We start from the raw sequence: 337 nt of genomic DNA, 5'->3' as shown, positions 1-337 counted from the left end.
CGTGCAGCGGTGTCGCCCGTTTAATTAACCGTACGTCCTGTGGCGACAAACCAAGAGCTACTGCGATTTCTTCTGCCATCTGAGCCACACGAATCGTATGTTGACCCGTATCATCATCGCGGAATTCTGATGAGCGAGCCAGCAACTGTAAAATTTCATTCTTTGCTTTCTCAAGCTCCATTGTTCGTTCCTGTACACGCTGCTCCAAGCGGTGATTTTGATCCTGCAACTGCATATGGTAGAATCTCGTGCGCAGCAAGTTGTTAATCCTGAGCACTACCTCCGTTTTATCCAGTGGCTTGGTCAGGAAATCATTCGCTCCCAAATGAAGGGCCTC

Annotated in this window: 1 pseudogene; it reads right to left on the bottom strand. The window is 49.0% G+C overall.

The window, feature by feature from the left end:
* Nucleotides 1-235, bottom strand: a pseudogene (locus tag SB773_RS30645) (two-component system response regulator); the annotation flags it as partial.
* Nucleotides 236-337: the final 102 nt, after the last annotated feature.

This window comes from Bacillus sp. SIMBA_074 (genome assembly GCF_046534555.1).
GTDB lineage: Bacteria > Bacillota > Bacilli > Bacillales > Bacillaceae_G > Bacillus_A > Bacillus_A mycoides.
The sequence above is the reverse complement of the archived record's forward strand: the minus strand, read 5'-3'. Positions and strand labels throughout refer to the sequence as shown.